Below are 24,211 nucleotides of genomic sequence, written 5' to 3'. Positions count from 1 at the left end.
ACAGGTTCTCGGCGGGTCAGGTCGATCCCGCGCTGTGGATCTCGCGGGTAGCCGTGGATCTCGGCCGTGCCCGCGACCGGACCCGATACCAGCGGGCGGCGAACCACAGCCCGCTGGCCGCGAACATCGCGGCGCTGATCAGCAGCCATCTGGCCAGGTACGGCTGTTGGGTCAGGCCGGTCGCGGCGGTGAACGTGTCGCCGCCGAGCCGTAGGACGCCGGGCAGGTAGACGAGCAGCAGCAGCGCCGAGCCCAGCGCCGGCACCCGCACGTGGTTCACCAGCGACAGCCGCACCGACCGGTCGAGGGCGACCGGTCGGCGGCCGGTCGCCGTCGACGCGGGCGCGGGCGCGGGCGCGCCGGACGATGCCCGGGTCGCCGTGAGTAGCATCCGGTCGGCGGCGGTGTACACCGGGAACAGGACCAGGTCGTGAACGATCACCGCGGCCACGAACCAGACCAGCATCCGTACGGCGGTCGCCTCGCCGGCCAGCCGCAGCACCACCCAGCCGGCGACCGTGAAGCACCCGACCACCAGCGCCAGATGCCAGGCCGGCGCACCGTACCTGGCCTGGAAACGGGCACCGGCCCGCCGCCACGGCTGGTCACCCATCGGTGCCGCCGGGCGGACGGAACTCGATGCGGCCGACCCACTTGGTGCAGTGCACGCCCGGCAGGGCGGGCACGATGATCCGTGCCGGGAAGCCGTGGTCGAGGGAGAGGTCGACCCCGTTGACCCGCAGGGCCAGCAGCGAATCGGCGTCCAGCACCTGGTTGGCCTGCAGGGTCGCCTTGTTGAACAGCCCGCCGCGCTGGATCGATTCGACCCGGGCCGAGGCCGGATCGGGCACCCCGGCCAGGGCGGCGAGGTCACGCAGCCGGACACCGGTCCAGGTCTGCAGTGTCGACCAGCCCTCCACGCAGGCGATCGGCAGTCGAGCGGTGTGCAGGGGCAGACCGAGCAGCTGGTCACGGCTGAGCCGGACCGTACGGGCGGCTCCGGACCCGGCCTCGGGGCCGGCGCCCAGCTCCAACCGCCAGTCCGCGCCGACGTCGGCGGACCCGATTCCGGCGGCGGCGGCCGTACGGTTGACCGGGAAGCCGTTCGGCCCGTCACCGGGCCGCTGGCCTCTCGGCAGCAGCAGGGCGAACCGCCGCCACGGGCCGTCCAGGCTCTGCCCGACGGTCAGTACGGCGAGCAGCAGCGACCCGCCGCCGGTCAGTGCGAGCACCCCGCGCCGGCTCATCGTCGCCGGTCCCGGCCGGGGCGCGACCAGCCCGTCCGGGTCCGGTGGCTCGGGACGGGTGTCGGCCCGCGAGGTCCGCAGCTCGGCGCGCGGCGACCGGGACCGCAGCGCGGTGACCATCCGGGGCAGTTTGAGCGCGACGTGCACCACCAACGCGGCGGTGAAGACCCAGGCTCCGAAGTAGTGCGCGGTGTAGAAGTCGAAACCGAACAGGTACGCGTACTGCACGTTGAGCAGCCCGGTGACCGTCTGGAAGAGAATCCCGCCGACCAGCAGCAGCAGCGTGAGCCGTTCCAGGCCCTGCGCCACCGAACGGACCGGCGGCCAGGCGAACAGTTTCGGAATCACCGACCACAACTTGGCCAGGATCACCGGGATCAGCGCGATGCCGAGCGCCACGTGCAGACCCTGGCTGACCCGGAACAGCCAGGACGGGCGGGTCGGCCAGTCGAAGTAGGGCAGTCGCAGCCAGCCGACGTTCGACGGAAACGCCTGGCCGAACCGGGGCCCGTAGGCGGCGTAGTCCAGCAGACCGGTGACGATCACCAGCGGCAGGCAGACCAGCAGAACGGCACCGAGGACCGACGTCAGCCACGGTCCCCGTACCGGGCTGCGCCAGCGGGGTCCCCGGAGCACACCGCGCCAACGGCGGGCGACGCCGACCTCGTCGACGGCGCCACGCCCGTCCGGCGGTGGCGGTGGCACCGGATCGGTGGTGGTGGGCATGATTCGGCACGCTAGTCGCCACCGGCCGACCGGGATCCGTTTCGGCGATTACGGATTCCTTACGCCGGCCGCCGTCTTACGGAAGTCTGACGGTTGGCCGGAATCGGGCCGGTCCCGGCGGAACCGGCCATACGGTGAGCGGATGCGGATTCTGCTCACCGGCGCGGCCGGGTTCATCGGATCGCACATCGCCGATCTGCTGGTCGACGAGGGCCATGAGGTGGTGGCGCTGGATGCCCTGCTGCCACAGGCGCACGGTAGCGAGCCGCCCGGCTGGATGGCGCGGCACGACCTGGTGCGTGGCGACGTCCGCGACGGCGACCTGCTGGACCGCCTGCTACCGGGGGTGGAGGCGGTCTGCCACCAGGCGGCGATGGTCGGCCATGGGCTCGACCCGTCGGACGCGCCGGCCTACGCCGGCCACAACGACTACGGTACGGCCGTGCTGCTGGCGGCGATGCACCGCGCGGGAGTGACCCGGCTGGTGCTGGCCAGCTCGATGGTGGTGTACGGGGAGGGCCGCTACACGTGCGCCTGGCACGGCGTCGTCCGGCCGGCCCCGCGCCGCGCCGACGACCTGGCCGCCGGGCACTTCGACCCGCGCTGCCCGACCTGCGATGGCGTGTTGGGCTGGTCCCGGGTCCCGGAAGACGCGCCGCTGGAGCCGCGCAGCACGTACGCGGCCAGCAAGCTCGCCCAGGAGAACCTGGCGGCGGCCTGGGCCCGGCAGACCGGCGGCGGTGGTTGGTCGTTGCGGTACCACAACGTGTACGGCCCCCGGATGCCCCGCGACACCCCGTACGCGGGAGTGGCGTCGTTGTTCCGGTCGGCGCTGGCCGATGGACGACCGCCGCTGGTGTTGGAGGACGGCCGGCAGCAGCGCGATTTCGTCCACGTCACCGACGTGGCGTGGGCGAACCTGCTGGCGCTGCTCGCCGAGCGGCCGGCCGGCATGGTGCCGGTGAACATCTGTTCCGGTGAGCCGCACACGGTCGGCGAGTTGGCGCGGACGCTCGCCACGGCGATGGATGGTCCGGCGCCGGTGGTCGGCGGTGGCGCCCGGGCGGCGGACGTACGGCACGTGGTGGCCGATCCGAGTCGGGCGGCACACCTGTTGGGTTTCACCGCCCGGGTCGGTTTCGCCGCAGGGGTGGCGGCGTTCGCCACCGACCCGTTGCGGGACCCGGCGGCGCTGCCCGCCCCGGCGTAGCCGTTCCGCCGGGCAGACCACTGGCGATACCGCCGACCGGGCAGACCACCGGCGATACCGCGACCGGGCAGACCACCGGCGTCGTCGCAGTTCAGGAGGTCGCAGTTCAGGAGACGGTGAGCAGCAGGTGGTTGACCGCCAACGCGGTCGCCGCCTGGCCCGCCAGCCACCAGCGGCGGCTGCTGGCCGGCAGATGCGCGGTGGCGACCAGCAGCCAGACCACGAACGGCAGCCAGATCCGTTCCACCTCCGCCTTGCTCAGCCCGGACAGGTCGGCCGCGACGATCGCGACCGCCGCGGTCAGCGGAAGCACGATCGTCGGCCGGGCGAGGGCGGTCCGTACCTCTGATCCGGCCGCGACGACGGCGCGGCGCAGCGCCGGCCCGACGACCAGGCCGGCCGAGAACAGCACGGCCGCCAGGTTGGCCCACACCCAGTAGCCGTACGGACGCTCGGCGGCCCACCCCTGGTAGTAGCGTTCGACGACCAGTTGGTATCCCTCCCACCACCAGAAGCCGGCCGTGGTGAACGCGACGACGACAGCGACCACCCCGACCCCGGCGATCAGCAGCGCCGGCAGGAACCTGCCCCGGCGCAACGCCAGTACGGCGAGCGCGAGCGGACCGACGAGGACGAACCCGTACGACAGGTGGAGCGCGAAGCCGAGCAGCACTCCCCCGGTCAGCAGGGCGACCGGGTGGCGGGCGGCCAGCAGGGCCAGCCCGGCGGCGACGGCCCCGGTGAAGACGCCGTCGCCGGAGGCGCCGATCCAGACCGCGCCCGGTAGCAGGACCAGGAACGGCAGCACGGTACGGGCGGCGTCGGCCGCACCGAGCCAGCGCAGCGCCGTCGGCACGCTGACCGCCATGGTCGCACCGGTCAGCACGCAGGCCAGTCCAGCGGCCGCGCCGCCGCCGAGGCCGACGCGGTCCAGCCAGACGAAGACCAGCAGGGCACCGGGCGGATGCCCGGCCGTGTGGGTGGACCAGGATCCGGGCTGGAAGTCGATGATCCGGTCGCTGAAGCCGGCCAGCATCGCCGGGATGTCGGTGATCCGGTGCACCTCGTGCAGGTATTCGGCCTGGTTGGTGAGGCGTTCGGCGATGCCGGTGGACCACCCGTCGACCATCGCCAGCGACAGGGTCCAGGCCACCGCGCCCAGGTAGCCGACAACGAGCAGCGTGCCCCACCGGGCGGTGCGGGCCCACCGTACCCCCCAGCCGACGACCACCACGGCGACCGCGACCGCGACCGGCGTGCCCCAGCCGACGTGCGGGTGCCAGGACGCGTAGAGCGGGGCGGCGTCGGCGTACAGGCCCACGCCACGCTGGTTGAGGATCGCCCCGACCACGACGGCGGCGGCGATCAGCGCCAGTTCGACACCGAGCACGATGGCGTCGGCGCGGCCGGAACGCCGGTCGGTGGCCGGTTCGGGGATCGCTGTCGCTGTCGCTGTCATGACCACCGGACGGTACGGGCCGCCTCGCACGCCCGGTGGCGCTTCGGCCCGACCGTAACCCTTCGGTAAGAACCGGGTCCCCGTAAGACTTCCGTAAGCGTGGATTTGCTGCCGGCCGGCGGCGGCACCCCCTAGCGTCGGCGGCATGCCGACACCGATCGACGTGGTGCTGCCCTGCCTCGACGAGGCCGCCGCCCTGCCGGGTGTGCTCGCCGGGCTGCCGCCCGGCTATCGGGCGATCGTGGTGGACAACGGCTCCCGGGACGGTTCGCCGCAGGTCGCCGCCGCGCACGGCGCCCGAGTGGTGCACGAGCCGCGCCGGGGCTACGGGGCCGCCGTACATACGGGTCTGCTGGCCGCCGAGACGGAGCTGGTCTGTGTCCTCGACGCCGACGGGTCGTTCGATCCGGCGGAGCTGCCGGTGCTGGTCGAGCCGGTCGCGGCGGGGCGGGCGGAGTTGTCGGTCGGCCGCCGCCGGCCGGTGTCGGCGCGGGTCTGGCCGTGGCACGCCCGCGCCGGTACGGCGGTGGTCGCGGCGCTGCTGCGGCACCGGGGCGTACCGCTGCGGGATCTGAGTCCGATCCGGGTGGCCCGCCGGCAGGCGCTGCTCGACCTCGGGGTCACCGACCGGGCGTTCGGCTACCCGCTGGAGTTGATGATCCGGGCGGCGGCCGCCGGGTGGCGGATCGTCGAGTCCGACGTCCGGTACGCGCCCCGGGCCGCCGGCACCAGGTCGAAGGTCTCCGGCTCGGTACGTGGGACGCTGCGGGCGACCCGCGATTTCGTCGGCGTGCTACGGACCGTGGACGGCTCGCGCGCCGCCGACGACCGCTCCCGGACCATGGACGGCTCCCGGTGACCGTCCTGCTGGTGGTGGCGAAGTCGCCGGTCGCCGGCCGAGCCAAGACCCGGCTCTGTCCACCGGCCAGCCCGACGCAGGCGGCCCGGATCGCCACCGCCGCGCTGCTGGACACCATGGACGCGGTACGGGCGACCGCCGGTGCGACACCGGTGCTGGCGTTGGCGGGCCGGCTCGACGAGGCCGACGGCTACCCGGGTGCCGGCGACGACCTGACCACCGCCGCCGCCGGGTGGCGGGTGCTGCCGCAGCGGGGCGACCGGTTCGCCGACCGGCTGGCGAACGCGCACGCCGACGTCGCGGCAGCCTACCCTGGCCGGCCGGTGCTGCAGATCGGGATGGACACCCCGCAGCTCACCGGCGCGGTGCTGGCCGCTGCGGTCCGCACGCTGACCCGCACCGGCGGGACCAGCCGCACCGGCCGATCCAGGCCTGGCACCGGCCGATCCAGGCCTGGCACCGGCCGATCCAGGCCTGGCACCGGCCGATCCAGGCCTGGCACCGGCCGCACCAGCATCGGCCGGCCGGGCGCCGGCGCGGTGCTCGGCTGGGCCGCCGACGGCGGCTGGTGGGCGTTGGGTCTGTCCGATCCCCGGTCCGCCGAGGCCCTGCGTGACGTCCCGATGTCGACACCGCGTACCGGCCAGGACACCTGGGCGGCGCTGTGCGCGTCGGGGTTGTCGGTGACGCTGCTACCTCTGCTGCGGGACGTGGACGAATGGCGGGACGCGGTGGCCGTGGCGGAGACGATCCCGGGCAGCCGATTCGCCCGAGAGGTGGCGGCGGTGGGCGCGGAACGGTCGTACCGGTCCGGGCAGCCGCTGGTCGGCGGAGCCCAGCGTTGACGACCGTGTCGGGACGGCACGTCCCGGACAGCGGTTTCGCCACCGCGCTGCGCGCCCCGACGGCCGGCGGGCACTGGCTGCTGCAGGGCGACGGCACCCGGTGGCGGTTGCCGGTGGAGCGGTGGCACGGGCCGGTCGAACCGGCGACCGCCGCCGTGGTGGCCCGCTGCTCCGGGCCGACGCTCGACCTCGGCTGCGGGCCGGGCCGGGTCACGGTCGCGCTCGCCCGCGCCGGGGTGACCGCGCTCGGGGTGGACGTCTCGGCCCAGGCGGTGGCGCTCACCCGGGCGCAGGGGGCGGTCGCGATCCATCGTGACCTGTTCGACCCGCTGCCCGGCGAGGGCCGGTGGCGGCACGCCGTACTGCTGGACGGCAACATCGGCATCGGCGGCGACCCGGTGGCGTTGCTGCGGCGCTGCCGGTCGCTGCTGCATCCGCACGGTACGGTGCTGGTCGAGTTGGAGCATCCCGGGGTGGGCCTGTGGCGCGGCTGGGCGCATGTGGTCACCGCCGCCGCGCCGGGTCGACGTGAGCTGGGGCCGCCGTTCCGGTGGGCGCGGCTCGGCGTACGGGCGGTTCGGGACACGGCCGCCGCCGGTGGCTTGGCGGTCCGGGAGGTGTTCCGCGACGCCGGCCGCTGGTTCGGCGAGTTGGCGGTGTCGCGGCGACCCGCTCAGGGCTGACCGGATCAGGGCTGACCGGATCAGGGCTGACCGGATCAGGACGGGCAGGGCGACCCGCTGACCAATCCGGCCGACATCGTCGGGCAGGTCGGCAACACCGCGTTGACCGTCCTGGACGCGTTGACCTTTCTGGCCGCGACGATCGGCATCAACCTGGTCGCCAATTTCATCCCACCCGCGTACGACCTGTCGAACCTGTCGCCGCAGCGGATCAGCTTCACACGCGGCGGCTATCTGACGGCGCTGTTCGGATTCGTCATCGGGGCGCTGTGGGTCGCCGTGATCGACCAGATCGGGTTGCCGAAGTTCGTCGACACGTTGGGGGCGGTGCTCGCGCCGCTCTACGGCATCCTGGTCGCCGACTTCTACGTCGTGCAACGCCGGACCCTGCTGGTCGCCGATCTGTACAGCATGGACCCGGACCGTCGGTACCACTACGTCAACGGCTGGAACGTGCGGGCGGTCGGCGCGTTCGCGGTCGCGGCCGTCTTCTCGGTGGCCACGGTGTGGGTTCCGTGGTTGGCGGAGCTCAGCGGGTTCGCCTGGGTGATCGGTGCGGTCATCGGTGCGGTGTTGTACATCGCGGTGATGGCTGCCCGTACGCCGGGTGCGGTCGACCGGTCGGTTCCGGTGAGCCCGGCACCGGTCACCGCCGCGCCGACGGCGGTCGAGATCCCGGACAGCTGACGAACCGAAGGTTGCCGCTCACCCACTGGCGTCTCACGGCACCGGGTAGGCGACCACGTCGACGAGCGCCAGGACACCCGGCAGCCGGGTGTCCTGGCGCTGGAACTGTGCCACCAGCGGCACCGACGAGGTGAGGACGCAGCCGAACGGCCGGCCGAGGCGGATCGGCTCCGGGTCGACCAGATCGTTGAGCCGTACGTGTCGGATCCGCCGCGCCCACACCACCCAGCGGTACGGCCCCACCGGTTCCTGGTCGGCGTAGTAGACGACCAGTTCCACCCCGGCGTCGGCGTCCTCGGCGTTGAGCAGGCAGAGCTGGTCGAAGCTGGTGAACTCCGGCTCTTCCCCGTTGCTGTCCACCGGGATCCGCCCACCGGCGACCACCCAGGTACGAGCTCCGACGGTCGCCATGGCACCTCCCTGCCGGCCCTGCCGAGCCGGCGAGCGGCTACCCGAAGTCCGGCGCGGCAAACCGGCAAACTAACCGGGCGTCCCGCCGCCTTTGTTCGCGTTGCCCTTGCGGGCGTACTTGGCCCGGAACTTCTCGACCCGGCCGGCGCTGTCCAGCAGCCGTTGACGGCCGGTCCAGAACGGGTGGCTGGCGGCGGAGATCTCCACGTCGATCACCGGGTACGTACGACCGTCAGTCCACTCGATGGTCTTCGCGCTGGTGGCGGTCGACCGGGTAAGAAATGCGAAATCGGCGCTACGATCCCGAAAAACGACATAATCGTACTTGGGGTGGATATCAGGCTTCATCGCCCGGTGACCTCGCTTCCCGTGAGTTATTGGCAACGGTTGTCATTTTAGCAGGACAGAAACCTTGTTCCGGGTCAGGTGATCGGGTCGCCGAACAGCTCCCGACAGGTTATGGTCGTATGGCGATGTGAACATACAAAAGGAGGCGTCATGTCCCACGCGGTGCACACCGAACACCCGCACACCCATTCCACGACCTGCGGGCATGCTGCCGTCAGCCACGACGGGCACACGGACTACCTGCACGACGGGCATGTCCATCACGAGCACTCCGGGCACTGGGACGAGTGCCAGACCGGCCAGCACGTGACCGCCGAGTCACACGGTGACCACACCCACGGTGCCGACTGCGGCCACGAGACGGTGTCCCACGGTGACCACCAGGACTTCGTCCACGCGGGGCACCGGCATGCCCCGCACGGCGACCACTACGACGAACACTGAGGCTGAGTCGGACGCCGCCGACGCGCGGTGAACATCACCAGGGCACCAGCGATCACCAACACGGCTCCGGTGGCCGGCAGATGCCACGACGATCCAGTCCGTGGCAGGTTGCCGCCGCCGGGGCTGCCGCCGCCGGGGCTGCCACCACCGGGGCCGAAGCCGTCGTTCGGGTCCGTGTCGTCACCGATCGCCACGGTGAGCGTCCTGGTGTCGGTGACCCTGGACCCCGACGACGTGGTGGCCGACATCTCGAAGCCCAACCGGTAGATGCCCGGCTGGCTGAACGCCCAGTTGCCGTGGGCGTGGGTGTTGCTCGGGATGTCGAGCTGCTGTGGCAGGCTGGCCGAGGAATCGAACAGCACCTCGGACTCACCGAACGAGCCGGTCAGGAAGAGCGCGAACCGACCCGGAGCGTCGATCCCCTTGAACGTCCAGGTGACCGGGCCATCGATGCCAGACACGACGGACGGATGCTGGGTGTTCCAGCCCGGCCAGACGATCCCGGAGCGCTGACCCTGCGGCAGCAGCCACACCTCGTCACCGGGATCGCCGAGGAAGCCAGCACCCTCCGGTACGGTGATCTTCGCGTTGTCCTTGGCATGCAGCACCACGTCGGCGAGTTCCCGCCACACCGGTGGTGACACGGTGTCGTCCTTGAGACGGATCGTCCAGTCCGATCCGACGAGCTCCGGCCCCATGTCGACGTGACCGTCGTCGATGACAACCCGTGACCCGGTCTGCTGGGCCGCCGCCGCCGCGAGCGGCGCGGCGGCGCTGGGCGTCGCTGTCGCCGTCGGCGCGGCAGCCGCCGCCAGCGGCGGCGGGTCGGCGACGAGCGGCTCGACCTCGGCCGCCATGGCACCGGCCGCCCTCGACAGGTCGGCTGCCGGAGCCGGGATCGGCGCCGGCTGGGCGTCGGCCATCTCAAGCCGTGGAACCGATACCTGGTAGACGGCCTCGGCGACCACCTCCTCGCCACTGGCCAGCGTCGCCGCCGCCGACAGCGTCAGTCGGTAGTCACCCGCGGCGTCGAAGAGCCAGACCAGGCCGCCGGTCCTGGTCGCGGTCGGCAGCCGGACGGCACGTGGCATCCCGTCGAGGGTGCCGAACAGCGGCGTCGGCTGGCCGAGCGCACCGAGGGTGTACGCGGCGAAACCGCCCGGACCGTCGACCTGCCGTAGCGACAGCTCGACCGCGTCACCGCGCACCGCGCCGCGCGGCACCGACCGGGTGTCGAGGTACGGGAAGTCGTAGTCGCCGCCGGTCAACGCCCACATCGGCCGGCCGGCCCCGCCGAGGAACCGGAACGCCGGATGGTCAGGAGTCCGTACCGTCACCCCGCCCGCCGGCCCGAAGACCACCGTCGCCGGCCGCCGGTCGGCACCGGACGCCCCACGACGGTCGGCCGGTGACTCGCGGGTGACCACCGACAGCGTTTCGCCGTCGAGCGCGACCGCCACCAGGTCGGTACCGGCGGCACTCACCGGGCTGGACACCGGGTCGACCGACGCCCGTTCGTGGGCCGCCGACGTCGACGGCGCGGTCGTCGGCGCGGCCGGCGCGATCAGCGCGGCGACCAGCGCTGACACCGCCGTCACGGCGGCGGGCCGGGGTCGGGTCGCCGCAGCGACGGCGCGGCGGAACATGTTCATCTCGGCTATCCCCCAAGGACTGTTCAGTCAGCGGTACGGGTGGGCTGCGCGCTGGCGGCGGTCTGATCGGCTACGGCTTCAGCGCGGCGCTGGTCGGGTACGGATTCGGTGCCGCTCTGGTCGCGTGCGGCCTCGGCGCGGCCCTGTTCCCGCGCGGCGGCGACGGCCTGTTCGAGCTGGGCGGCCTGCCGGGAGCGGCTCTTGCGTCGACGCGCGACCACGAGCCAGCCGACCAGGCCGAGCAGCAGCAGGAACACCAGGTGCGGCCACGGAACGGCCCACAGGCCGCGCTCGCGGACGACGGTCACCGGGGCAGGATCAAGCACGTCGTCGGTGACGGCAGCCGGCTCGACGGTGAGCTGGGCACCGAGCCGGAACAACGGCGGTACGCCGTCGACCCGGACCGATGTCTGGAAGCTGTCGCCGGGCAGGATCTCCGGTAGTTGGTCACCGGACGCGGTCCGCCTGGCCGATCCGAACGGGCCGGCGACGGCGAGGTCCGGTTGCCCGGTCAGCCGTACGTTGCCGGTGTTGCGCACGGTGAAGGTCGCGGTGACGGTGCCACCAGCGATCGGGTTCCAGGTGCCGTCGTGCGTGATCGACAGGTCCGCCACGTCGAGCGCTGGTCGCAGCTCGCCGGTGACCCGCAGGTAGACCCGGGAGCCGACCCGGTGGTCGACCGCCACCTGGTTGCCCTGCTCGTCGGTGCCGGTGGCGGCGAGCGAGGCGACGATGCCGCCCGGGTGGTCACCGGGCGTGGCGTTGTCCGGCACCGTGATGGTGAACGGCACGTCCAGCCGTGACGTCGAGGGCACGGTGATGGTACGGGCAGGTAAGGTGATCCAGGCGCCGACGTCGACCGATGCGGTGTCGGCGGCCAGCAGGTCGAAGCCGCCCTGGTCGGTGGTGAACGCGTCGCTGGCGTACACGTCGAGGGTGATCGGCTGGTCAGAGTGGTTGCTGATCGCCACGTAGTCGGTGAGAGTCGCGCCCGGGTCGAGCTTGTACTCGAAGGCCGGTCGTCCGTTCGGGCCCTCGGGGCTGGACGGGGCCACGCCCCAGGTGAGCGATTGGGCGGCGGCGGACGCCAGCTCGGGTGCGGGCGGCACCGTCGGTGCCGGTCCGGCCAGGAGTCCGGCGGCGAGCAGGAGTCCGGTGGCCAGGGCGGCGGGCTTACGCATGCGGGTGGTCCGTTCCGGTTCGGAGGTTGGGCCGGGCGATGGCGGTGGACTGCCATCGCCCGGCCGGTCACCGGTGCGATCGTCAGATCGCGGTGAGGGTGAGGGTCGCGGTGTAGGTGCCGGGCACGGTCTCGGTCGGCAAGCGCAGCTGCAGGCCGGCCGAGAGGGTCGCGGTGCCCCGGCCCACGCCGGTCGGCGCCGAGCCGAGTACGGCGCTGTTGCCGAGTCCGCCGCCGACGCCGACGACGTACGGCTCGACGACCGGACCCGCGACGACGCCCTGGCCGGCGGACTGGTCGACCACCTGCGGAGTCCAGCCGAGGTAGCCGGAGCTGAAGGTGGCACCGTCGGGTCCGGTGAAGTTCTCCGGCAGCTGGCCGGAGGCGCTCCAGCCGGGGGTGCCGGCCCGGGTGTCGGTGACGGTCACCGGACGCAGGCTTCCGGTGCTCTCCCAGCTGTCACCGCCGCTGGTCAGCTGCGCCGGTGGCAGGACGACGCTGCGGTCGTCCGGGTCGACGCTGATCACCAGCGCGCCCTGGGTGGGGTCGATGGACGCGGTGATGGTTTGCGAGGCGCTCGGGTCGGTCGGGGTGAAGGCCACCCAGAGCCAGACCTCCGCGCTGGTCGCGACGACGCTGTGGTTGTCGTCGTAGAGCTTCACCTGGTATTCGCAGGCGTTGAGCTCACGGGTGGCGGTGAAGCTGTAGGTCGCGCCGGCCTCGCCGGGGATGATGGCGAAGTCGTCGGAGCCGGGGCAGCGGCTGAACCAGTGGTAGTGGTCCAGCTCGGTCTGCGGGGTCTGCACCGCCTGCAGGGTGACCGTGTCGCCGGGCTGGTACTCGTCGGCCATGCCGGCGATGCTCAGCACGGTTTCCGGACCGGTGCCGCCGAGTTCGCCGACGACGAACGAGTAGTCGACCGGTCCGGTGCTGACGGTCGTGCCGTCGGTCAGGGTCGCATCGGCCTGGAAGGTCAGCGTGTAGTCGCCGAGCGCGCTGAACGCCCAGTTGGCGTGGGCGTGGGTGCGGATCGGTACGTCGATGCCGTCCGGCAAGCCGTCGTCGCTGCGGAACTTCATGATCGGCCCACCGAAGCTGTCCTGGGTGAACACCCAGACGTTTCCTGGTCCGGTGACGTCGACGAGGCTGATCCGGACCTTGTCCCCGGTGAAGACGCCGGAGCCGAGGGTGGTGGTGTTCCAGCCGGGCCAGAGCAGGTCCGGGTCCTGGGTGAGCGGCAGCAGCCAGATCTGGGAGCCGGCCGGGCCGAGGAAGGCGAACCGGGGGTCGTCCGGCACCGCCATGGCGGCTTCGGGCAGCACCTGGAAGATCACGTCGGCCGGGTCGCGGTTGACCGACGGGCTGACCGTGTCGTCGTGCACCTCCAGGGACAGTTCGCCGTCGTGGTAGTGGACGTCGACGGCGTCGGTGTGGCCCGTGGCGAGCACCACCTTCTCGGCGGCGGCTGCGGCGGTCGGCGCCAGCATCACGCCGCCGGCGATCACCGCCGCTGCGGCCAGGGCCGCGAACCTGCGGGCACCTGTTGTTCTCATTGTTGGTTCCTCCCCTCGCCCGCACCGTGGACCGGTGCGGGACGTGGTCGTGGCGGGGCGGGAGCCCCACCGCACGGTAACGAGAATCGTTTTCATTATCCCATCGGCCGTTCGGTCACCTCTGCCAGCACCGGTGTGACCTGGGACTCCGGCACCCCGACCGGCTCTCGCTCCGGCTCTCGACGGCGACGGGCGAGCAGGCCGTGACGCGGGGCGAAGACCCAGGCCAGCAGGAACACCGCCGTCGCCACCAGCACGACCGTGCCGCCCACCGGCAGGTCGTAGCTCCAGGACAGGTACAGCCCCACCAGCGCCGAACCGCCGCCGATCACCGGGGCGAGCAGCATCATCACGCCGAGCCGGTCGGTGAGCAGCCGGGCCGCCGCCGCCGGGGTGACCAGCAACGCCAGGACCAGGATGTTGCCGATCGTCTGCAACGAGATCACCACAGCCAGGGTGACCAGCACGTACAGCACGATGTCCAACCAGAACACCGGCAACCCGACCGACCGGGCCGACTCCCGGTCGAGACTGACCGCGACCAGTTCCTTGTGCAGCAGGAACAACACCGAGAGAATCGCCAGGCCGGTGAAGCCCACTGTGTAGAGGTCCCGGTCCGGGATGCCGGTGATCGAACCGAACAGGAACTGCTGCAGCGAACCGGCGTACCCCGGCGCCTGCGAGATGATCACGATGCCCAGGGCGAAGGCGGCCACGAAGAACACCCCGATCAGAGAGTCCTCCTTGAGCCGGCGCCGCTGGGCGAACACCGCGATCAGCAACGCGGTGACGATCCCGGCGACCGCGCCGCCGAGCACGAGGCTGCCCTGCAGCACGAAGGCGACCGCCAGCCCGGGGAACACCGCGTGCGCCACGGCGTCACCGATGAACGCCATCCCGCGCAACACCACGTAGCAGCCGACCACGCCACAGACCACGCTGGACATGACCGCGATCAGCAGCGCCTTCGGCAGGAACGCCAAATCCGGATTGAACAGGTCGGCGATGAACTCGGTGATCGACATCAGCCGCTCCCCTCACCGGACGCGGCGGCCACGGCTGCGGTGTCGACGCCGGCACCGACCAGACGCAGCAACGGTGACCGTTCGCTGATCCCGAACGTCCGCATCCACAGCTGCGGATCCCGCAGCTCGGTCGGCTTGCCCTCGGCAATCACCCGCCGGTTCAGCAGCACCAGCCGGGAGCAGGCGTCCATCGCCCCGATCAGGTCGTGGGTGGTCATCAACAACGGCGTACCCTCGGCCGCCAAGCCGGCGAACAGCTCACCGAGCAGTTCCTGAGTCGGCATGTCCAGCCCGGTGAACGGCTCGTCGAGCAGCAGCAACGCCGGCTGCAACGCCAACGCGCGGGCCACCAGCACCCGCTGGCGCTGGCCGCCGGACAACTCGGCGACCGGCCTGCGCCGCAGATCGCCCAGGCGTACCCGGTCGATCGCCTCGGCGGTGGCCCGCCAGTCGGCCGCCCCCGGTCGCCGCAGCAGCCCGATCCGACCGGTACGGCCGCTGAGCACCGCCTCCTGCACCGAGATCGGGAACTCCCAGGCGAACTCGTGCCGCTGGGGCACGTACCCGATCGCGCACCGCCCCGGCCGGCTCGGCACCCCGTCGACCAGCACCTGCCCGGACCGGATCCGGATCAGCCCGAGCACGGACCGCAACAGGGTGGTCTTGCCGGCACCGTTGGGGCCGATCAGCCCGACCAACTCCCCCGGGTCGACGTGCAGTCCGACACCGCGCAGCACCGGGCGGCCACCGAGGTCGACGTCGAGATCGTGTACGGCGAGCGCGGTCACGATCCGGCACGCTCCTGTTCGACCCGACGGCGTACCGCCCGCCCGCGCAGCACCACGACGACCAGCGCGCCGGCCAGCCCGACGGCGACCACGACGAGGCCGACGACCAGCCACGGACCGGTGCCACCAGCGTCGTCGGCGTCGTCCGCCCCGGCGGGGTCCGGCTCGGCCGGCGGCGGCGCCGCGACCTCGTCGGGTTGCGCGGTGAGCGCGTCGTCGGTGCTGGTCGCGTCGCCGACGGCGAACCGGAGGTGCCGGGTGGCCGAGACCTGCTCGCCACCGACCAGGTCGGCGCTGGCCCGGATGGCGATCAGGTACACGCCGGGGGCGGTGAACACCCAGTTGGCGTGGGTGTGCGTGTTGACCTCGACCCACATCGGCTGGCCGGGTGGTTCGGTGGAGCGCCACAGCACCTGCGGTTCGCTGAACGTGCCGTCCTGCAGGTACATGACGACCTCGCCGGGACCGTCCACGCCGGCCAGCTCCAGGGTCACGCCCCGGTCGATGGTCTGCATCACCCGAGGGTCCTGGGTGTTCCAGCCGACCCACACCACGTCGGGGTGCTGCACCTGCGGCACCACGTGCACCTCGGTCCCGGCCGGTACGCCGAGGAAGCCGTACACCGGGTCGTCCGGAACGGCCCGCAGCGCGGCGTCGGTGACCTGCAGCACGGTCCGGTCCGGATCCCGCCACACCGGCTGCGCGGCGTCGTCGTGGATCAGCAGGTTCCACTCGTCGTCGACGTAGCGCGGCCCCAGGTCGACGTGGCCGGCGGCGAGCACCGCCGGTCCCTCGGCGACCGGCTGGTCCGGGGCGATCGACTGGTCCAGCGCCGGATCGGGCGACCCGGGCTGGGCGGCGGGCAATCCAGGCTGGGCGGCCAGCGTCAGCGCCAGTAGCGCGGACACGGCCATCGACAGGCCGATCGACTTCACTGATTCCTCCTCACGGTGCCAGGCAGTCGAGCAGCGACTCGGCGTTGAACCGCATCAACTCGACGTAGCTGGTCACCCGGTCGTCGAACGTGTCGCCGTAGATCTCGCAGACCCGCACGTCGAGGTCGTCGGCCAGCTCGGTCAACGTCGACGACCGCGACCGCAGGTTGGGCTCCAGGAACACCGCCGGCACCCGCAGGTTGCGGATCGTCTCGGTGAGCCGACGCCGGTCGGCCAGGCTCGGTTCGGCCGCCGGGTGCGGGGTGACGAACCCGGAGATCTGCACGTCGTACGCGGCCCCGAGGTAACCGAACGCGTCGTGGGTGGTGATCAGGTGCCGCCGGGCGGGCGGGATGCGGGCGATGGTGTCCCGTACGTGGTCGTCGAGCGCCGACAGTTCGGCGATGTACGCGGTGGCGTGCTGGCGGTATTCGGCGGCCCCGTCGGGGTCGACGCCGATCAGGGTGTCGCGGATCAGCTCGACGTAGGCGATCACGTTTCGGACGTTCTGCCACAGGTGCGGGTCGATCTCACCGTGTACGTGTCTGCCGAGCACCGCCTGGGGCAGCTGGAAGATCTCGGTGCCGGGGCGGCCGAGGAACCGGAAGTCCCGCCCGGCAGGCACCTGGGCGAGGGCCTTGTTCGGTACCTCGATGACGGTGTCGGCCGGGTCGTGCACGTGCTGGTGGGCCCCGCCGCCGCCGTGCGGGTCGGCGAACAGGTACAGCGACGGCTCGCCGCGCGCCGCAGCGTCGAGGTCGACGGTGATGTCGGCGTGCCCGCCGCGCAGCACCTCGGCACCGGCCATGCCGGGCACGCTGTGCGGGTCGACGCCGACGGCGAAGGTGAAGGTCTGTTCCCCGAGGGCGACCGGGCGGCTGTCGGGGGTGACCGCCAGCCGCGCCGACATGGTGAGCCGGTAGACGCCCGGCTCGGTGAAGGCCCAGCTCATGTGGGTGTGCGCGTCAGCCGGCAGGGTGGCGGTGTCGTCCCGGTAACCGGTGGCCGCGTCGAACCCGTCGGCCGAGTCGAGGTAGACGGCCGGGTTGCCGAACGACTCGGTGAGGTAGGCGGCCATCGCGCCGGGCCCGGTCACGGCGGTGCTCCGCAGCAGGATGTCGGAGGCCCGGTCGGCGCCGTAGGTCTCGCCGGTGCCGCGGACCCGCATGCCGAGCCAGATGGTGTCGAGCGCGACGTTCTCGACCAGCGGGATGATCTCGGCCGCGTACTTGACGGCGCCTTCGGCGAGGGAGATGTTCGGTACGCCGTCGGGCAGGTTGGCGTCGAGCGCCTTGATGATGGCGTGCTCCTCCAGCAGCAGGTAGTTGCTGAAGGCGACGTCGGCGTAGACGACGTTGCGCACGTCGCGCAGGGACGGCTCGTACGAGTGGGGGTCGGCGCCGTCGGGGACGAGCGAGGCGACGGCGACCCGGTCGCCGCCGACGTTGTCGACCAGGTCCCGCAGGATGCCGGTGGTGGTGACGACTTGGAGACGGTCGTCGGCGGCGCTCAGCGTCGGTGGGACCGCACAGCCGGTCAGGCCGACGGCTATCAGGATCGACCCGATGAGCCCCCGTACGCTGCGCACGCTGCATCAACCCCTCTTCGACGACCTCGCGAGCAGCACGCTACCACGCAAACGAAAACCGTTCTCATGTCAGTTCAGACCTCCGGCCGGCACCGAACGGTGGAGGTCCGGTGCCGGCTCGGAGGAGCGAGGCAGTCGATCAGCCGACCTCGAAGGTGAACTCCTCGGTCGTGCTCACCGTCTGCCCGTTCGACGTCCGCACCCCGCTGACCTCGAATGTCGCCACGTAGGTGCCAGCGACGTCGAAGCCCCAGTTGGGGTGGGCGTGCGTGTTGCGGTTGACGTTGAGACTGTCCGGCAGCCCGTTACCGCTGTCGAACAACACGGTGGGGGTGCCACCGGAAGCGGTGAACACGCTGAACCCGCCCGGCCCCTGCACGTCGGTCAGCTTGAACGTGACCCGGTTGAACTGCAGGGCGCCACTGGCCACCCCGGTGGTGTCCCAGCCGGCCCAGAGCAGGCCGGAAACGTTGGTCTGCGGCAACACGTAGGCGTACCCACCGGTGCCGAGGAACGACCAGGCCGAGGCGGACGGCACCGCGACGTACGCGGCGGACGGCACCGCGAAGACCACGGTGGAAGGATCCCGATAGACGATAGTCGAACCGGTGTCGTCGCCGACCCTGACCACGATCGGCCCACCGGCGACATGGTCCACGTCAAGGACGTCGACATGACCGCTGGTCAGCTCCACGATGGTGGCGTGCGCCGGGGCCGGCGCGACGACCGCCAGCGCCGCGGCCAGCAGGCTCGATGCGACGGCCGCCGACCAGCGACGGATACGGAGGTTCATCACGCTGCTCCCTTCCGATCCGGCCCGAATCAGGGCAGGACGACGAATCGCAGGTAGACCGAGTCGGACTCGACGACGGTCGTGGTGCCGGCGAGGGTGGCGCTGGCCTTGACCTTGAGCAGGTAGACGCCGGCCTTGCTGAACGCCCAGTTGACGTGCAGGTGCTCGCCGACCGGCAGGTCGACGACGTCCGGCAGGCCGTCTCGGCTGTTGGCCAGTACGGTGGGCTGCCCGAACAGATCCTCGGTGTAGATCGCCACCTTGGCGGAGCTGGGAGCGCTGATCAGCTGCTGCACGGTCAGGTCGAGCGAGTCGCCGTCGAAGACACCCGTCTCGAGTTCCTCGGTGGCGATACCGGCGAAGAGCAGCTCCTCGTTCTCCACCTGCGGCAGGATCCAGACCGGCGAGCCAGCCGTGCCGAGGAACCCGAAGGCAGGATCACTGGGGACGGTGGTCTTGGCCTGAGGCTTGACGACGAAGATCACGTCGTCGGGGTCGCGGTGCACGGGGGGCTCGACGGTGTCGTCGTGTACGCCGAGCTCCAGCTCGCCGTCCTCGTACTCCACCTCGATCACGTCGACGTGTCCGGCGGTCAGGATCGCCGGCAGCGTGACGCCGTGGGCCTGCGCCGGAGCGGCCGAGACGGTCAACGCCGCGACCATCGCCGCGCCGGCCACCAGGGCAGCAGCGGCGCGCCGCCGAGTTGCGGTCAACACGAGACAGACTCCTTCCCGGTGATCCCCGATGGACCACCGGGAGTTAACGGTAATCGTTTTCACCTAGCAGCGATAGGGGTACGCGTCGTCTGGCTCGACACATGACCATGTTCGTCCAGCTCGCCGAGATCCCAATCCGGAAACGGATCCGGCAACTCGTGCCACGCGACGAGCCCGGCCGCCAGCCCCGCTCCGGCCGCCGCCAGCTCGGGGCCGGTGAGCAGAGCACCGTCCAGCGCCGCACGTAGCCGCTCTGCGTCCAGTCCGATGCCGATGAACACCAGCTCCTGGCACCGGTCCCCGAAGACCGGATCCCACCGGGACTCCAGGTCGGCCCGCTCGGCCGGGTCGTCCGGCCACTCACCCGAGCTGGCCACCGGCACCCCCGCCGGATCGCACCGCGCCGACGGACCGGCCTGCGACCACAGTGCCTGCACGTCCGGGCGGGTGGCCAACCAGAGAAAACCCTTCGACCGTACGACGCCGAAGGTGTCCAGCTCGGCGAGCAGATCCCAGAGCCGCTGCGGGTGGAACGGCGTGACCGCCCGGTAGACGATGCTGCTGATGCCGTACTCGATGGTTTCCGGCACGTGGTCGCCGTTGAGCTCGGCGACCCAGCCCGGCGCGGTCTCGGCGGCCTCCAGGTCGAACCGTCCGGTGTCGAGCACCTCGGCCATCGGCACCCGCGCCCGGACCGTCCGCAGCTGACGGGCCTTCGGGTTCAGCCTGGTCACCAGTGCCTCGACCGTCGCCAGGTCGGCCGGCGCGACCAGGTCGGTCTTGTTGATCAGGATCACGTCGGCGAACTCGATCTGGTCGACCAGCAGATCGGCGATGGTGCGGTCGTCGTCCTCGTAGGCAGCCAGCCCACGCTGCTCCAGCGACTCACCGGCCCGCAGCTGGGCGATCAGGTGCGGCGCGTCGACCACGGTCACCATGGTGTCCAGCCGGGCGATGTCGGCCAACACCCCGCCGTCGTCGGTGCCGAAGGCGAAGGTGGCCGCCACCGGCAGCGGCTCGGAGATACCGCTGGACTCGATCACCAGGTAGTCGAAGCGGCCCTGGCGGGCCAGCCGGGCGATCTCCACCAGTAGGTCGTCGCGCAGCGTGCAGCAGATGCAGCCGTTGGTCATCTCGACCAGCCGCTCCTCGGTACGGGACAGGCTGCCGCCGTCGCGTACCAACGCGGCGTCGATGTTGATCTCGCTCATGTCGTTGACGATGACCGCGACCCGTAGCCCTTCCCGGTTGGCCAGGATGTGGTTGAGCAGCGTGGTCTTGCCCGCGCCGAGGAAGCCGGACAGCACCGTCACCGGCAGCCGGCGGTCCTCGACCACCTCGCCGGCAGCGGAGCCGACCGTCTCGTTGGCCACCTCGCCGGCCGCGGAGCCGCTCATCGCGGATCCTCGATCTGGCGCCCCCGGTACAAGCCACAGTGCGCGCAGGCCCGGTGCGGCAGGATCTTCTCCTGTCGTGGGCATGGGCAGGTGACCAGCGTCGGTGCCGCCGCCTTCCACTGGGCGCGACGGTGGCGGGTGTTCGACCGCGAGGTGCGGCGCTTCGGTACGGCCATGACGGCCTCCCTCTCTCCAGCGGAAATCTCTCCAACAGAAGATAACGGAAGCCGTTTTCATTAAGCTCACCGGTCGGCCGACACCGCCCGCACCTCGGCCGACCACCCCCAGGCGTCTGCTATGGACACCCGCCACCCGGAAACGACTCGTCCGAGATGGATTTCGTCGCCCGCCCGCCGTACGGTGGGCGGGATCCGACGGGCACCTCGTTCTCCGGTGAAGGAGCAGACATGCGGGACGCGGCGTTGATCACGGCCGTGATCAGTACGGGCCTGATGGCCGGGCTCTTCCTCGCGTTCTCGATATCGGTGATGCCGGCGCTGGCCCGGGTCGAGGACCGCGCCTTCGTCGAGGTGATGCAGCTGATCAACATCGTGATCCTGAACCCGATCTTCGGGTTGGTGTTCCTCGGCGCGCTGGTCAGCAACGCCGTCGCCGCCTGGCAATACGCCGACCAGCCCCAGGTGTTCGGATGGGCGCTCGGCGGAGCCGTCGGATACGCCACGACCTTCCTGATCACCCTCGCAGTCAGCGCCCCGTTGAACTACCGCCTCGACCGGGCCGGTCCGGCACGGCAGCTGTCCGACCCGGGTGCCGCCCGCCGAGCCTTCGAGAAGGTGTGGGTCCGCTGGCACAACCTGCGTACCGTGGCCAACGTCGCGGCCTTCGGCTGCCTGTGCATCGCCCTGTCCAACAGCTGAGCAACGGCTCCAAACAGCTGACCAGCGGCGACGCCAGCCGCTCGGAGCTCAGGCCACCAGCAGACCGAGCAGCCACAACCCGGCGATGGTCAGCGCGGCACCGAACTCGATCAGCATCGCCAACCCGACCGCCAGCACCGCCCGCTTCGTCGCCGGCCAGGCGGCGGCGAAATCACCGAGCCGCTGCCGCTCGGCCAGCCACACCCCCAACACGAAGCCGACGATCAACCCGATGAACGGAATGACGAAGAAGCCGACCAGACCCAACGCGCCGCCGATCAGCAACGACCGGTTGGGCACACCCGCCCGTTTGAGATCTCGCCCCGGCCACAGGTACTTCACCGCCGTACCAGCGACGGCGACCAGGGTCGCCACGACGACGATCAGCCACTTGCCGCCGCCCGCGCCGCCGAAGATCGCCCAACCGAGCACCCCGGCCCAGCACAGCAACAGACCGGGCAGGATCGGCACGACCACGCCCACCAGCCCGACCAGGATGGCCAGCCCGCTCAGCAGGGTGACCAGCGTCTGAGTGTCGTTGAGATCCACACCGACAGGGTGACCGACGAACGCCAGCAGGTCGAATCCGGCCGCACCCGAGGGTGCGATTCACATACTGATCCGGAAGAATGTCCCTAGCCTGGGGAGGATCTGTCGTGACGCCTGCAGCACCGGCCAGCCGCCGTACGATCGATGTCCATCCGGCCTGGTTGCCGGCGGAAGGGTTCCGGGCGATCGGATCCCGGCGCACCCTGGTCTCCGGCGACGGGCCACTCGTCGACACCGTGCACGCCGAGGTACGAGCGGCCTGCGCCCGGTTCGGCGGGTCGGTGACCCGGCTGTCGGTCGACGGTGACGCCGATCTGCTGCTCGCGCTGACCGGCAGCGCGGGCAGAGGCACCGGTGGCGACCTCGGCGACGAGGGTTACACCCTCGGCCGGGCCGGCGGCCTCACCACGGTCAGCGCCGACTCCCCCGCCGGGCTGCTGTACGGGCTGTTCCACGTGGTCCGGCTCGGTGAGTCGGCGTTCGCCGACGACATCCCGACGCGGGCACACCGGCCGGCGATCCGGCGACGGATGCTCGACCACTGGGACAACGTCGACGTGCACCCGGTGATGGGGCAGGTCGAGCGCGGCTACTCCGGCGGGTCGATCTTCTGGCGCGACGGCGCGATCACCGACGACCTCGACCGGGTCCGGGCGTACGCCCGACTGCTCGCCGCCAGCGGCGTCAACGCGCTCACCGTCAACAACGTCAACGTCGGGCCTACCGAGGCACGGCTGCTCACCGACCGGCTCGCCGACGTCGCCACGTTCGCCGACATCTTCCGCCCGTACGGCATCCGGACGCACCTGTCGGTGACGTTCGCCGCGCCGATGGTGCTCGGCGGGCTGGACACCGCCGATCCCCTCGATCCGGCGGTCCGCGACTGGTGGGCGGCCGCCACCGCCCAGGTCCACCGGGCGGTGCCGGACTTCGGCGGCTACGTCGTGAAAGCCGACTCGGAGGGCCAGCCCGGCCCGTTCGCGTACGAACGCAGCCACGCCGACGGTGCCAACCTGCTCGCCGACGCCCTCGCCCCGTACGGCGGGGTGGTGCACTGGCGGGCGTTCGTCTACAACCACCGGCGGGACTGGCGGGACCGCTCCACCGACCGGGCGCGGGCCGCGTACGACCATTTCGCCCCGCTCGACGGCCAGTTCCGCGACAACGCGATCGTGCAGGTCAAGTACGGGCCGGTCGACTTCCAGCCCCGGGAGCCGGTGTCCCCGGTGATCGGCGCGATGCCGGCCACCCGGCTGGCCGTCGAGTTGCAGGTCACCCAGGAGTACACCGGTCACCAGCGGCACGTCTGCTATCTGGCACCGTTGTGGAGTGAGGTGCTCGGCTTCCGGTTCGACGGTGACAGTCTGGAAGCCGACGGCGACACCGACCGTGACCGGGGTGCGTCGGTCGCCGCGATCGCCGCCCGGGGCGGCACCCTGGCCGCCGTGTCGAACGTCGGCAACGACCCGTACTGGTGCGGGCATCCGCTCGCCCAGGCCAACCTGTATGCGTTCGGCCGACTCGGCTGGGACCCGACCGCCGACCCGACCGCGCTGCTCGACGAGTGGATCGACCTGACCTTCCCGACTGGAACTGTCGACGAGCCCGCCCGGCTGCGGCAGACGCTGCACGCGATCATGGACGACTCGTGGCACACCTACGAGCGGTACACCGCGCCGCTCGGCGTCGGCTTCATGGTCAACCCCGCCGGCCACTACGGCCCGTCGGTCGACGGCTACGAGTACAGCCAGTGGGGCACCTACCACTTCGCCGACCGCGACGGCGTCGGCGTCGACCGGACCCGGGCCACCGGCACCGGCTACGCCGGGCAATATCCGAAGCCCTGGTCGGACGTGTACGAGTCACTCGCCGACTGCCCCGACGAGCTGCTGCTCTTCTTCCACCACGTGCCGTACGGCCACGTGCTGCACAGCGGGTCGACGGTGATCCAGCACATCTACGACACCCACTTCGCCGGGGCCGACGAGGCGGTGGCGATGCGGGAGCGGTGGCAGAGCCTCGCCGACGTCGGCCTCGATCCGGCCCTGTACGCCCGGGTCGCCGAGCGCCTCGACGAGCAGGTCCGCTCCGCGCGGGAATGGCGCGACCAGATCAACACGTACTTTTTCCGCAAGTCCGGCGTCCCGGACGCGCACGGCCGCCACATCCACTGACCGGCGTCGTCACCCCGCCGTGCCCGGTCACCCGCCGTGCCCGGTCACCCGCCGTGCCCGGTCA

At 71.6% G+C, this 24,211-nt stretch carries 25 protein-coding genes; 8 read left to right on the top strand and 17 right to left on the bottom strand.

The annotated features are described in order from the left end of the window. Positions 1–16: 16 nt before the first annotated feature. Complete coding sequence (locus O7632_RS08700; RefSeq protein WP_278112953.1) at positions 17–613, bottom strand: hypothetical protein; 597 nt, start codon at positions 611–613, stop codon at positions 17–19. Then, positions 606–1,973 carry a molybdopterin-dependent oxidoreductase gene (locus O7632_RS08695; protein WP_347403561.1) on the bottom strand — a complete coding sequence of 456 codons (1,368 nt, stop codon included), beginning with the start codon at positions 1,971–1,973 and terminating at the stop codon, positions 606–608. Before O7632_RS08695 ends, O7632_RS08700 begins: the two co-directional genes overlap by 8 nt. Before the next feature lie 142 nt (positions 1,974–2,115). Between O7632_RS08695 and O7632_RS08690 the strand changes: the two genes are divergently transcribed. Next, complete coding sequence (locus tag O7632_RS08690) at positions 2,116–3,183, top strand: NAD-dependent epimerase/dehydratase family protein (protein ID WP_278112951.1); 1,068 nt, start codon at positions 2,116–2,118, stop codon at positions 3,181–3,183. Between the two features lie 106 nt (positions 3,184–3,289). Here O7632_RS08690 and O7632_RS08685 read toward each other — a convergent pair whose 3' ends face one another. Further along, positions 3,290–4,642: a hypothetical protein gene (locus tag O7632_RS08685; protein ID WP_278112949.1), complete on the bottom strand. Its 1,353-nt coding sequence runs from the start codon at positions 4,640–4,642 to the stop codon at positions 3,290–3,292. A gap of 145 nt (positions 4,643–4,787) precedes the next feature. Between O7632_RS08685 and O7632_RS08680 the strand changes: the two genes are divergently transcribed. Genes O7632_RS08680 through O7632_RS08665 form a run of 4 tightly spaced genes read left to right on the top strand, consistent with a single transcriptional unit; the run spans position 4,788 to position 7,716 of the window. Next, positions 4,788–5,501, top strand: coding sequence for a glycosyltransferase family 2 protein (locus O7632_RS08680; RefSeq protein ID WP_278112947.1), 714 nt, complete (start codon positions 4,788–4,790; stop codon positions 5,499–5,501). After that, a complete protein-coding gene (locus O7632_RS08675; RefSeq protein WP_278112945.1) occupies positions 5,498–6,346 on the top strand; it encodes a DUF2064 domain-containing protein in 849 nt (282 codons plus the stop codon). The genes O7632_RS08680 and O7632_RS08675 overlap by 4 nt, the downstream gene beginning before the upstream one ends. Then, a complete protein-coding gene (locus O7632_RS08670; protein WP_278112943.1) occupies positions 6,343–7,029 on the top strand; it encodes a class I SAM-dependent methyltransferase in 687 nt (228 codons plus the stop codon). Before O7632_RS08675 ends, O7632_RS08670 begins: the two co-directional genes overlap by 4 nt. A 57-nt stretch (positions 7,030–7,086) precedes the next feature. Next, on the top strand, positions 7,087–7,716 hold the full coding sequence (locus O7632_RS08665) for a cytosine permease (RefSeq protein ID WP_278119935.1): 630 nt from the start codon (positions 7,087–7,089) through the stop codon (positions 7,714–7,716). A gap of 33 nt (positions 7,717–7,749) precedes the next feature. On the opposite strand, the gene O7632_RS08660 is transcribed toward O7632_RS08665, so the two are convergent. Both O7632_RS08660 and O7632_RS08655 read right to left on the bottom strand, forming a co-directional pair. Then, on the bottom strand, positions 7,750–8,127 hold the full coding sequence (locus tag O7632_RS08660; protein ID WP_278112941.1) for a sensory rhodopsin transducer: 378 nt from the start codon (positions 8,125–8,127) through the stop codon (positions 7,750–7,752). A 69-nt stretch (positions 8,128–8,196) separates the two neighbouring features. Beyond that, positions 8,197–8,475 (bottom strand): type B 50S ribosomal protein L31, encoded by a 279-nt coding sequence (locus O7632_RS08655; protein WP_278112939.1) that lies wholly within the window; start codon positions 8,473–8,475, stop codon positions 8,197–8,199. Between the two features lie 150 nt (positions 8,476–8,625). On the opposite strand from O7632_RS08655, the gene O7632_RS08650 reads away from it, so the two are divergent. Continuing rightward, positions 8,626–8,919: a hypothetical protein gene (locus O7632_RS08650; RefSeq protein ID WP_278112937.1), complete on the top strand. Its 294-nt coding sequence runs from the start codon at positions 8,626–8,628 to the stop codon at positions 8,917–8,919. Here the strand turns inward: O7632_RS08650 and O7632_RS08645 are convergent. From O7632_RS08645 to rpmF, 11 genes are all read right to left on the bottom strand, one after another. After that, the gene (locus O7632_RS08645; protein ID WP_278112935.1) at positions 8,904–10,571 is read right to left on the bottom strand and encodes a TIGR03773 family transporter-associated surface protein; all 1,668 of its coding nucleotides are present in this window, start codon (positions 10,569–10,571) and stop codon (positions 8,904–8,906) included. The two genes, O7632_RS08650 and O7632_RS08645, sit on opposite strands and share 16 nt — an antisense overlap. A gap of 23 nt (positions 10,572–10,594) precedes the next feature. Continuing rightward, positions 10,595–11,752, bottom strand: a complete 1,158-nt coding sequence (locus O7632_RS08640) for a DUF916 domain-containing protein (protein WP_278112933.1) — start codon at positions 11,750–11,752, stop codon at positions 10,595–10,597. Between the two features lie 82 nt (positions 11,753–11,834). After that, entirely contained in the window at positions 11,835–13,304 is a 1,470-nt protein-coding gene (locus O7632_RS08635) for a choice-of-anchor M domain-containing protein (RefSeq protein ID WP_278112931.1), read from the bottom strand. Between the two features lie 95 nt (positions 13,305–13,399). Further along, positions 13,400–14,329 carry an anchored repeat-type ABC transporter permease subunit gene (locus O7632_RS08630; RefSeq protein ID WP_278112929.1) on the bottom strand — a complete coding sequence of 310 codons (930 nt, stop codon included), beginning with the start codon at positions 14,327–14,329 and terminating at the stop codon, positions 13,400–13,402. Next, positions 14,329–15,117: an anchored repeat-type ABC transporter ATP-binding subunit gene (locus tag O7632_RS08625; RefSeq protein WP_278112927.1), complete on the bottom strand. Its 789-nt coding sequence runs from the start codon at positions 15,115–15,117 to the stop codon at positions 14,329–14,331. Before O7632_RS08625 ends, O7632_RS08630 begins: the two co-directional genes overlap by 1 nt. Continuing rightward, on the bottom strand, positions 15,114–16,031 hold the full coding sequence (locus O7632_RS08620; protein ID WP_278119933.1) for a choice-of-anchor M domain-containing protein: 918 nt from the start codon (positions 16,029–16,031) through the stop codon (positions 15,114–15,116). Before O7632_RS08620 ends, O7632_RS08625 begins: the two co-directional genes overlap by 4 nt. Before the next feature lie 31 nt (positions 16,032–16,062). Further along, positions 16,063–17,619: an anchored repeat ABC transporter, substrate-binding protein gene (locus O7632_RS08615; RefSeq protein WP_278119931.1), complete on the bottom strand. Its 1,557-nt coding sequence runs from the start codon at positions 17,617–17,619 to the stop codon at positions 16,063–16,065. Positions 17,620–17,779: 160 nt separating this feature from the next. Next, positions 17,780–18,436, bottom strand: a complete 657-nt coding sequence (locus O7632_RS08610) for a choice-of-anchor M domain-containing protein (protein WP_278112924.1) — start codon at positions 18,434–18,436, stop codon at positions 17,780–17,782. A 26-nt stretch (positions 18,437–18,462) separates the two neighbouring features. Next, positions 18,463–19,095 carry a choice-of-anchor M domain-containing protein gene (locus tag O7632_RS08605; protein WP_278119929.1) on the bottom strand — a complete coding sequence of 211 codons (633 nt, stop codon included), beginning with the start codon at positions 19,093–19,095 and terminating at the stop codon, positions 18,463–18,465. 113 nt (positions 19,096–19,208) lie between these two features. After that, positions 19,209–20,546: a GTP-binding protein gene (locus tag O7632_RS08600; RefSeq protein WP_278112923.1), complete on the bottom strand. Its 1,338-nt coding sequence runs from the start codon at positions 20,544–20,546 to the stop codon at positions 19,209–19,211. After that, positions 20,543–20,722, bottom strand: a complete 180-nt coding sequence (rpmF, locus tag O7632_RS08595) for a 50S ribosomal protein L32 (protein WP_278112921.1) — start codon at positions 20,720–20,722, stop codon at positions 20,543–20,545. Before rpmF ends, O7632_RS08600 begins: the two co-directional genes overlap by 4 nt. A 156-nt stretch (positions 20,723–20,878) precedes the next feature. Between rpmF and O7632_RS08590 the strand changes: the two genes are divergently transcribed. Then, a complete protein-coding gene (locus tag O7632_RS08590; protein ID WP_278112919.1) occupies positions 20,879–21,424 on the top strand; it encodes an anthrone oxygenase family protein in 546 nt (181 codons plus the stop codon). 48 nt (positions 21,425–21,472) lie between these two features. Here O7632_RS08590 and O7632_RS08585 read toward each other — a convergent pair whose 3' ends face one another. Then, entirely contained in the window at positions 21,473–21,973 is a 501-nt protein-coding gene (locus O7632_RS08585; protein ID WP_278112917.1) for a DUF456 domain-containing protein, read from the bottom strand. 107 nt (positions 21,974–22,080) lie between these two features. On the opposite strand from O7632_RS08585, the gene O7632_RS08580 reads away from it, so the two are divergent. Continuing rightward, complete coding sequence (locus tag O7632_RS08580) at positions 22,081–24,147, top strand: alpha-glucuronidase (RefSeq protein WP_278112915.1); 2,067 nt, start codon at positions 22,081–22,083, stop codon at positions 24,145–24,147. Positions 24,148–24,211: the final 64 nt, after the last annotated feature.

The sequence above is a fragment of the Solwaraspora sp. WMMD406 genome, from assembly GCF_029626025.1.
Lineage (GTDB): Bacteria > Actinomycetota > Actinomycetes > Mycobacteriales > Micromonosporaceae > Micromonospora_E.
Note: the sequence above shows the minus strand (reverse complement) of the source record. Positions and strands in the feature narration are given on the sequence as shown.